This window comes from Trichloromonas sp., from assembly GCF_041583255.1.
Lineage (GTDB): Bacteria > Desulfobacterota > Desulfuromonadia > Desulfuromonadales > Trichloromonadaceae > Trichloromonas.
This window is the reverse complement of sequence record NZ_JBFHGD010000127.1, coordinates 1-9,526: the sequence shown is the minus strand read 5'-3', so window position 1 is coordinate 9,526 and position 9,526 is coordinate 1. Positions and strand designations below refer to the sequence as shown.

Below are 9,526 nucleotides of genomic sequence, written 5' to 3'. Positions count from 1 at the left end.
GTCTGTCAAGGTCTGTTGTTAAACCCCAGTCCAAGAGCCTTGCGCTTTTGCCGTAACAGATTTTCACAGATTCTGACCGCGGCAAAAATAGATTTCGACCCTGAGATCAAAAGCCTGATTAGCCGCGGTGAAAGTCTGTCAAGGTCTGTTGTTAAACCCGGGTCAAGGCCCTGCAGCTTTTGCCGTAACAGATTTTCACAGATTCTGACCGCGGCAAAAATAGATTCTGACTATGTACTTTACTCAAGTGAATGAATAAATCGAAAAGCATTCTAACAGGGAAAAACAGGTTGAACAGGATAAGGTCAAAACCCATAACGGTTGGTCTATCATCCTGTTCATCCCTTTAATCTGCTTGCCGGCCAACCAACCTCACAATGGAGCCAGGGGCATAGCAGGAAACACATTGCCACCATTCAAATCCAATCAGCCCGGATCGCGCCAGGGCAAGGCTCGAGGACTACGCCTCACCTACTCAACTTTATCCGTCACCACGAAATCCGGCCGGGCAAAGATCCGCTCCAGGTTGAGCAGAACCAGCAGCCCCGCCGGTTCGACCACCTGCCCCTCGGCTTCGTCCCGGGCAAACGCCCCCAGGCCGGCGGTGACCGGCTCGATCCCGGTCAGGGCGAAGAGCCGCAGCCCCTCCACCTTTTCCGCCAGCAGCGCCGTGCAGAGCCCGGCCGCCTCGACCACCAGCAGGCGGGCGCTGCGGCCGATCTCGCTGGTCGTCAGTCCGAGCAGGGCGGCCAGGTCGCTGACGGCGAAAATCTGGCCGCGCAGGTTGAAGACCCCGCGGATATGGGCGGCCGCCTTCGGCACCGGCACCAGGCGGGCCGGCATGCGCACCACCTCGCGCACCGTTTCGGCGGCGATGCCGAAACGCTCGCCGCCGAGCTGAAAAATCAGGAACTCGCGGGTTTCCTCGGCCTCGCCTTCGACCTCTTCGAGCCCCTGCCAGTATTCCTGCCGCATATCCTCAAGAACCCGGCGGATGTCGTCAATATTCCGGTGTTTGTCGGCCATGGCTTTCCTTTACTTTGCCGGCGGTTTAGTCTCCAGCAGGCTCGCATCCTCACGGCAGATCTCGAGAAAAACCGCCCGCGACACCCCGCCCGAATGGGGGATGATCGTCTCATCGGCGGTCCGCTCCAGCAGCCGCAGGGTATTGTTCAGCTCGCGGCGGGCCTCCTTCAGCCGGCCGAGTCGCTGGTAAATCCGGCTCAGGTTGTAATGGGGCATGATGAAATCAAGGTCGAGCAGCAGCGCCTTGCGGTATTCCTCGGCGGCCTCGGCAATCTCCTCCTGCTGCTCGCAAATCAAGCCCCGCAGAAAATAGGCCTCGGCCAACAGGTCGTCGGCGGCCAACGCCTGCCGGCAGAAATCGAGGGCCTCGCCGTAGCGCTCCTGATTGGCCCGGATGAATCCCATCCCGAGCAGCGCCTGTACCTGGCCGGCTTGCCGCAGCAGGATGCGCTCGAATTTTTCCTCGGCGGCGGCGAACTCCTCCCGCTCGAAAGCCTGCCGGGCCTGCTCCAGCAGCTCCTCGAGCTCCGGCTCGACCGGCGCCGGAAGGAGCTGCGGAGCCGGTGCGGGTTCAGGCATTTCTACTGCCGGCAGTGGTGGCGATGGCGGTAAACTCTCCACCACCGCCTTCGGCACCGGCTCCCGGCGCAGGCGGTAGTAAAAGCCGCCGCGGTAATGGACCGGCAGAAATTTCTCGGACAGGTTCTGCAGGGTTTCGGCATGACCGAGAAAGAGGAACCCCCCGGGGCGCAGGCAGCGGGAGAAGCGCTCGATGATGTGCCGGTTGGTTTCCTGGCGAAAGTAGATCATCACGTTTCGACAGAGCAGCAGGTCGACCCCGGCGGTGCCGTTGTCGGCAGCCGGGTAGCGTCCGGTCTGCAGGTTGAGATAGCCGAAGCGCACCAGGCTGCGGGGCTGGGCCGAGATCGCCAGCCGGCCGTCGCGGGGCTTGAAATAGTTCTCCCGGTAAGGCGCCTCGGTGACCCGCAGGGCGCGCTCGCCATAGAGCCCTTCGCGGGCCCGGCGCAGCGACTGGTAATTGATGTCGGTGGCCAGGATCTCCAGCTGCCAGTCGGCCAGCTCAGGGAAATGCTCGAGCAGCAGCATGGCGATCGAGTACGGCTCCTCGCCGGTCGAACACCCCGCCGTCCAGATGCGCAGAGTGCGCCGGGCCCGGTTGCGTTCGATCAGTTCGGGAATGACGCTGTGCTGCAGCGCCTCGAAATGGGCGCGATAACGAAAAAAAAAGGTCTCCCCGATAGTCAGCAGGCCGAGCAGCTTTTTCAGCTCCTGGCGGCTGTCCTGGTAGCGCTCCAGGTAGCTGTAATACTGGACGTAATTATCCAGGTGCAGGGCCCGCATCCGCCGGCACAGCCCCCGCTCGAGAATCTTGCTGTTGCCCTGGTCAAAATGCAGGCCGCTGTGCTGCACCAGAAACGCCTGAAAGCGCGCCAGGTCTCTGTCGCCGAGCGGGTCGCAGATCGCCAGGTCCTGGCTGCGGCGGGCCCGGGAGATCAGGGCGAGATCATCGAGCAGCCGCTGACGATCGACGGGGCGCGGCAGAAAATCGAAGAGATCGAGCAGTTCGTATTCGAGCTCCGCCTGGGCGGAAGTGGCGATGATGGGGATATGCCGGGTCATGCGGTGGAAATGGAGGGTATTGATCAGGTCGAGCTCGGGCCCGCTGCCCACCTCGGCAAGGATCAGGTCGGGGGCATGGGCAGCAACCGCCAGCGGGGCGGGGATCCGGCCGGCCAGCACCTCGACCGGGTGGCCGTTTTCGCGCAGCAGTTCCGCCAGCGACGGCTCCAGTCGCTGGCAGGGGTCGAGAATCAGGATGTTGAACGGCTGGGGCATGACAGCCTTTCTAATCCAAGAAACTGAGAGTAAAGGCAGGAAGAGGGGAAAAGGGAGAAGGAAAAGTCTTTCTCTCCCATCTTCCTTCTCCCTGAAACCTCAGCCGCCTTTTGTCGAGGAATCGCGCAGGGTGACGATCTGGTTGAAAACCGGGACCTGGGCGGTCGAGGCAACGGCGTCGACGCAGTAATAGCCGAGCCGCTCGAACTGGTAGCGATCATCCGCCGTCGCCGCGGCCAGGCTCGGCTCGAGGCGGCAGCCGCGGAGGATCTCCAGCGACTGCGGGTTGAGCAGGTCGCGGTAGCTGCCGCCGCTGGCCTTGGCTTCCGCATCCGGATTGGCCGCGGAAAAGAGGCGGTCATAGACCCGCACCTCGGCCTCGAGGCTGTGGCTGGCGGAGACCCAGTGAATGGTCCCCTTGACCTTGCGGCCGTCCGGGGCGCTGCCGCCGCGGGTCTCGGGATCGTAGCTGCAGCGCAGCTCGACGATTTCGCCGCTTTGCGGATCGCGCACCACCGATTCGCACTTGATGAAGTAGGCGCAGCGCAGGCGCACCTCGCGTCCCGGCCCGAGCCGGAAGAACTTTTTCGGCGGATCCTCCATGAAGTCGTCGGCCTCGATATAGATCTCGCGGCTGAACGGAACCTTGCGGGTGCCGAACTCGGGGTTTTGCGGATGGTTGAGCGCGTCGAACTCTTCGACCTGCCCTTCCGGGTAGTTTTCGATCACCACCTTGAGCGGACGCAGCACCCCCATCGCCCGCGGCGCCGACTCGTTCAGCTCTTCGCGGACGCAGTCCTCGAGCACCGACATGTCGATCCAGCTGTCGCTCTTGCCGACTCCGATCCGCTCGCAGAAAGTGCGGATCGCCGCCGCCGGGAAACCGCGCCGGCGCATCCCCACCAGGGTCGGCATGCGCGGGTCGTCCCAGCCCGAAACGTCCCCGGTCTGCACCAGCTCGAGCAGCTTGCGCTTGCTCATCACCGTGTAGCTCAGGTTGAGGCGGGCGAACTCGATCTGCTGGGGATGGGGGAGTGCCGGCAGCTGATCGAGAAACCAGTCGTACAGCGGGCGATGGTCTTCGAATTCAAGGGTGCAGATCGAATGGGTGATCCCCTCGATAGCGTCGGAGAGCGGATGGGCGAAATCGTACATCGGGTAGATGCACCAGGCATCTCCGGTGCGGTAGTGGCTGGCCCGCTGGATGCGGTAGAGCACCGGATCGCGCAGGTTCATGTTGGGCGAAGCCATGTCGATCCTGGCCCGCAGGGTGTGGGCGCCGTCCTCGAACTCGCCGGCGCGCATGCGCGCGAACAGGTCGAGGTTCTCCTCGACGCTGCGGCTGCGGTAGGGGCTCGCCTTGCCCGGCTCGGTCAGGCTGCCGCGATGCTGGCGCACCTCTTCGGCGTTGAGGCTGTCGACGAAGGCCTTGCCGGCCTGGATCAGCTCGACGGCAAACTGGTACAGGCGCTCGTAGTAATCGGAAGCGTAATAGAGATGCCCGCCCCATTCGAAGCCGAGCCAGCGCACCGCCTCCATGATCGCCTCGGCGTACTCGACGCTCTCCTTCTCCGGGTTGGTGTCGTCCATGCGCAGGTGGCAGCGGCCGTCAAAATCGGCGGCCAGGCCGAAATTGAGGCAGATCGACTTGGCGTGGCCGATGTGCAGATAGCCGTTCGGCTCCGGCGGAAAACGGGTAATCACCCGGCCGTCGTTCTTGCCGGCGGCCAGGTCGTCGCTGATGATGTTGCGGATAAAGCTGGGAACAGGCGTGCTGGTTATCGTCATGCGTGAAAATCCATTCAGTCTAGAGTAAAGGCGGGGAGAGGGGAGAAGAAAACATGGACCTTCTTCCTTCTCCCTTCCTCCTTCTCAAAAAATCTTTTCGCCGCCGTCAAACGGCTGCAGCAGCACCACGGCGTGGGCCGAGATGCCTTCCCCGCGCCCTTCGAAACCGAGCTGTTCGGTGGTGGTGGCCTTGACGTTAATCCGGCCGGGGTCGACGGCGCAGGCTTCGGCGATCCGCTCGACCATCTGCCCGATGTACGGGGCCAGCTTGGGGCGCTGGGCGATCACCGTGGCGTCGAGGTTGCCGATTTCAACCCCCCGGTCCCGGGCCAGGTTGATGACGTGAACCAGCAGCTTCAGGCTCGATATCCCCCGGTAGGCCGGATCGGTATCGGGAAAGTGCTTGCCGATGTCACCTAGGGCCAGGGCCCCGAGGATGGCATCGCAGATGGCGTGCAGCAGGACGTCGGCATCCGAGTGCCCGAGCAGGCCGAGGGTGTAGGGAACCTCGACCCCGCCGAGCATCAGCTTGCGTTCCGGCACCAGCCGGTGCACATCGTAGCCATGGCCGATCCGCATCATGGGCAGTCTCCCGTCTCCGCCAGAAAGGCCCGGGCCAGCACCAGGTCTTCGGGCGTGGTGATCTTGATGTTGCGATAACTCCCTTCGAGCATCGCCACCGGCAGGCCGAGGCGTTCGACCAGGGAGGCGTCGTCGGTCCCCCGCCACCCCTCGAAAAGGGCCTGCTCGTGGGCATCGAGAATCAAGGGAAAGCGAAACCCCTGGGGGGTCTGGGCCTGCCACAGCCGGCCCCGTTCGGGGGTGCCGGTGATCAGCCCGTCCGCGACCTCCTTGATGGTATCCTTGACCGGCACCCCGACCACGCAGCCGCCGACACGGGCGGCCGTATCGATCACCGCCTCAAGCAGCCGAGGGGGGAAAAAAGGCCGGACCCCGTCGTGGATCAGCACGATGTCGTCCTCGCCGGCATGGCAGGCGCGCAGGCCGTTGCGCACCGAATCCTGGCGCTCGGCACCGCCGGCGATCACATCGCGAACCTTGCGAAAACCGAAACGCTGCACCACCTCGCGGCGGCAATAGGGAATTTCGTCGGCCGGCGAGATAATATAAATATGATCGACCCGGGGGTGATCGTCAAACAGGGTGAGGGTATGGGCGAGAATCGGCCGCTCGTCGAGGGCCAGGTACTGCTTGTTGAGGGACGCCTGCATTCGGCGACCCATGCCGGCGGCAGGGATCAGGACAATGACGCTCATGAGGCTCCGGTCGGGGCATCCCCGAAAACAGAAGGCCGCCGCGCGCGGCAGCCCGCAACATCCGTGTGGTGCCGTTTTATACCACCAAGCTACCAGAATGTCATTAGCAAACCACAGAGCGCGGAGAGAGGAGGACAGAGGGCAGAGAACGGAAGGCAGCAGATACCTTCCGTCTTCTGACTTCCGCCTTCCGTTGCGCAGAAAAAAAAGACCAGGCGAAAAAGATCGCCTGGTCCGGTAGTCGACAACAGTTCGGCTAGTTCAGAAAGATGTTCTCGACCCGCTCGACGACCTCATTCTCTTCAGAGCCGTCGGCCAGGGCCAGTTCTTTGACCAGCAGTTTGCGGGCCAGCTCGAGAACCTTTTTTTCACCGTAGGAGAGCTCTTTGCCGCCCTTGATCTGGTATAGTTCCCTGAGTACCGAAGCCACCTCGAACAGGTCGCCCGATTTGATCTTGTCGTTGTACTCGCGCTGGCGACGACTCCATGACGCCATTGCGCCGCCGACGACGTCCTTCTCCTCGAGCAGGTCGTAAACCGAGGAGACGCTGTCCTTGTGGATCAGGTTGCGCAAGCCGACATTATTGGCATTGCCAACCGGAACCATAATGGTCATATCGCTGTCCACGATGCGCAAAACGTAGAAATCGTGGCGTTCGCCGGAAAACTCCTTGGATTCGATCGCTTCAATTTTCCCCACACCCTGGGTCGGGTAAACGGCCATCTCACCTATCTTGAACATTCGGGTTCTCCTTCCATTCGCATTTGGCAAGAATAGCACACCCACCCCAGACCGTCAAGGCAATACACGAAGAAACAACTACTTAGCCGTTTCATCCCGTTTTACCTTGATCGCATGACCCTTTTTCGTGATATATATTCCGGTTTCTGATTATGCACTTGCGCAAGAGAATGAGTAAATCAGGAAAAAATCGGAAAGCCTGCCAACAGGGAGAGACAGGATGAACAGGATAAGGTCAAAAACCACAAGGGTTGGTCTATCATCCTGCATCTCCTGTTCATCCCTGTAAAGACGATTGGTCTGGCTGTCGGCCTGCCAACCCCAACCGAAGCCAGGAGCCAGAATTCTCAAAATCATTGGGGGTTTGTTTGACCTTTATGAATTTATCCGCCCTGATCCGCCTTTATCTGTGGCCGACAACGGCTTTTGACCTGGCCTTATAACCAAAACCTTCTTTCTACCACAGATAAAGGCGGATATAAGCAGATGAAAGCTGTCAATAAATTTAACCCAAGTCTTGTTGTTTCGCCTGATCAGCGTTCATCATGATAATCAGCGTCCTAATACCTTAATGCTCAAAACCTTTAATGGGACGCTGATGAACGCAGATTGACGCTGATAAACCCGAATGATTTTAACCTTGAAGTTAAGCTTTTGCCCGATCAGCGTTCATCATAAAATCAGCGTCCAGAAGAATTTGAATCACGCCCCTGTCCCAGAAGGAGAAATCCATGAGAATCGCCGTCATCGGCGCCGGCGCCCTCGGCCTTTATTACGGCGCCATGCTGCAGCGCGCCGGCCAGCAGGTCAGCTTTCTGCTGCGCCGCGATTTCCAGGCCATTACCCAGGGGGGACTCAGCGTCACCTCGCCGGCCGGAGACTTTCACCTTGACCAGGTTGCCGGCTTCCGCGACAGCGCCGCCATCGGCCCCGTCGACCTGGTTCTGGTCGGCCTGAAGACCTTCGCCAACGACCGCCTGGTTGACCTGGTGCGCCCCCTGATGACCGGCGACACCGCGGTGCTGACCCTGCAGAACGGCCTCGGCAACGAGGAACTGCTGGCCGATGCCTTCGGAGCGCAGCGGGTGCTGGGCGGGATCGCCTTTCTCTGCTCCAACCGCGGCGAACCGGGGGAGGTGCACCACCTCGGCCAGGGGCCGATCCGCCTCGGCGAATTCGCCGGCGGCCTGTCGGCGCGCGCCGAAGCCATCGCCGACACCTTCAACGCCGCCGGCGTCCGCTGCGAAGCGGTGGCCGACCTGGTCAAGGCGCGCTGGGAAAAACTGGTCTGGAACATCCCCTTCAACGGGCTCTGCGCCCTCACCGGCCAGCCGACCGATGCCCTGCTGGCCCACCCGCCGGCCCGCGCCGAAGTTCGCGCCCTGATGACCGAGGTTGTCGCCGGCGGCAACGCCCAGGGCCTGAGCGCGCCGATCGACGGGCCCGCCTTCATCGACCGCATGATCGAACTCACCGAAGGGATGGACGCCTACCGCCCCAGCATGATGATCGACCGGCTCGAAGGGCGCCCCCTCGAACTCGAGGCCATCTACGGCATCCCCCTGCGCCACGCGGCAGCCAGAGGGGTGGAGATGCCCCGGGTGCGGATGCTGCACGCGCTGCTGGGGGTGAACGGCTGAGGACGGATGTACGCAGATGAAAGCAGAACCAATAAGGCGGTGATTCGTGATTAGTGATTGGCCTTAAACCAAGCCTTATTGTTTCGCCCGATCAGCGTTCATCATGAAAATCAGCGTCCAGATGAATTTGACTTGGTATGCAGACCCTGAAAGCAAAGACCTGGTTAGCCGCGGTGAAAATCTGTCAAGGTCTGTTGTTAAATCACAAGCCAAGTGCCTTGCAGCTTTTGCCGTAACAGATTCTGACAGACCCTGACCGCGGCGAATGGATTTCGATTTTATGCCCGGCAGTTGCCTGTTCCACTGGGGAGCCAGACATTAGGACGTTAGGAAGGAACGTCCCCGGGGGCACACGCACTGGGGAGCCAGACATTAGGACGTTAGGAAGGAACGTCCCCGGGGGCACATTAGGAAGGAACGTCCCCGGGGGCACACCAGGCCCGATTCTGCCCCAAATAAACGGAACAAAATCAGTTCTTTTATGATATTTTATTGTTATTGAACCTTTTTTTGGAGCTTGATGATGGACCAACTGATTGAAACTCATCGTCAGCAAATCATTGAACTGGCCAGACGGCGGGGAGCCAAACGGATCAAGGTTTTCGGTTCAATGGCTACCAACCGGGCCAATGAAACCAGTGATGTTGATTTTCTGGTTGAAATGAAAAGCGGCCAGTCGGCCTTCGCTCTGGGGGGGCTGCTCAAAGACCTCGAAGAACTGCTTGGCCGACGAGTCGACATGACGACACCGAACGCCCTGCATCCAGCCATTCGCAGCAGCATTCTCCGCGAAGCTATCGATTTATGACCGAAACAGGGCGCGATCAAATCTATGTGGCGCATATGCTCGAATGTATTCAGCGGGTAGAGCGGTACGTCGGAACCGATAAAGATCAGTTTTTAACCAACACCCTCCTGCAGGATGCCGTCATGCGGGTTTTGCAGGTGATGGCAGAGTCAGGGCAACGGCTTTCATCAGACATCAAAAGCACGCAGAACCAGATTGACTGGCGTGCGATCGCGGGGTTTAGAAACATCCTCGTTCATGACTATCTTGGCGGCATCGACCTTGAACTCATCTGGGTGACGGTACAGCAGGATTTACCTGTTTTAAAAAACGCACTTCTCAAAATGTCAGCGTAACTCGGGCATTTTTCAAAGATCGCAAACTCCCCCAAATGAAGAACAAGGCGCAG

Annotated in this window: 9 protein-coding genes; 3 read left to right on the top strand and 6 right to left on the bottom strand. The window is 60.4% G+C overall.

The annotated features are described in order from the left end of the window. Positions 1-471: 471 nt before the first annotated feature. The 6 genes from ABYV89_RS10925 to ABYV89_RS10900 form a co-directional block, all read right to left on the bottom strand. Positions 472-1,026: a chemotaxis protein CheW gene (locus ABYV89_RS10925; protein ID WP_432822984.1), complete on the bottom strand. Its 555-nt coding sequence runs from the start codon at positions 1,024-1,026 to the stop codon at positions 472-474. Between the two features lie 9 nt (positions 1,027-1,035). Next, positions 1,036-2,883: a CheR family methyltransferase gene (locus ABYV89_RS10920; protein WP_432822983.1), complete on the bottom strand. Its 1,848-nt coding sequence runs from the start codon at positions 2,881-2,883 to the stop codon at positions 1,036-1,038. A gap of 99 nt (positions 2,884-2,982) precedes the next feature. Continuing rightward, positions 2,983-4,671: a glutamine--tRNA ligase/YqeY domain fusion protein gene (locus ABYV89_RS10915; RefSeq protein ID WP_432822982.1), complete on the bottom strand. Its 1,689-nt coding sequence runs from the start codon at positions 4,669-4,671 to the stop codon at positions 2,983-2,985. A gap of 84 nt (positions 4,672-4,755) precedes the next feature. Further along, on the bottom strand, positions 4,756-5,250 hold the full coding sequence (gene ispF / locus ABYV89_RS10910; protein ID WP_432822985.1) for a 2-C-methyl-D-erythritol 2,4-cyclodiphosphate synthase: 495 nt from the start codon (positions 5,248-5,250) through the stop codon (positions 4,756-4,758). Next, positions 5,250-5,948 carry a 2-C-methyl-D-erythritol 4-phosphate cytidylyltransferase gene (gene ispD, locus ABYV89_RS10905; RefSeq protein ID WP_432822981.1) on the bottom strand — a complete coding sequence of 233 codons (699 nt, stop codon included), beginning with the start codon at positions 5,946-5,948 and terminating at the stop codon, positions 5,250-5,252. Before ispD ends, ispF begins: the two co-directional genes overlap by 1 nt. Before the next feature lie 256 nt (positions 5,949-6,204). Continuing rightward, a complete protein-coding gene (locus ABYV89_RS10900) occupies positions 6,205-6,690 on the bottom strand; it encodes a CarD family transcriptional regulator (protein WP_432822980.1) in 486 nt (161 codons plus the stop codon). Between the two features lie 731 nt (positions 6,691-7,421). Between ABYV89_RS10900 and ABYV89_RS10895 the strand changes: the two genes are divergently transcribed. The 3 genes from ABYV89_RS10895 (at position 7,422) to ABYV89_RS10885 (ending at position 9,473) form a co-directional block, all read left to right on the top strand. Next, the gene (locus ABYV89_RS10895) at positions 7,422-8,330 is read left to right on the top strand and encodes a putative 2-dehydropantoate 2-reductase (protein WP_432822979.1); all 909 of its coding nucleotides are present in this window, start codon (positions 7,422-7,424) and stop codon (positions 8,328-8,330) included. 523 nt (positions 8,331-8,853) lie between these two features. Further along, positions 8,854-9,138, top strand: coding sequence for a nucleotidyltransferase family protein (locus tag ABYV89_RS10890; protein WP_432822978.1), 285 nt, complete (start codon positions 8,854-8,856; stop codon positions 9,136-9,138). Beyond that, the gene (locus ABYV89_RS10885) at positions 9,135-9,473 is read left to right on the top strand and encodes a HepT-like ribonuclease domain-containing protein (RefSeq protein ID WP_432822977.1); all 339 of its coding nucleotides are present in this window, start codon (positions 9,135-9,137) and stop codon (positions 9,471-9,473) included. The genes ABYV89_RS10890 and ABYV89_RS10885 overlap by 4 nt, the downstream gene beginning before the upstream one ends. The last annotated feature ends 53 nt before the right edge of the window (positions 9,474-9,526 follow it).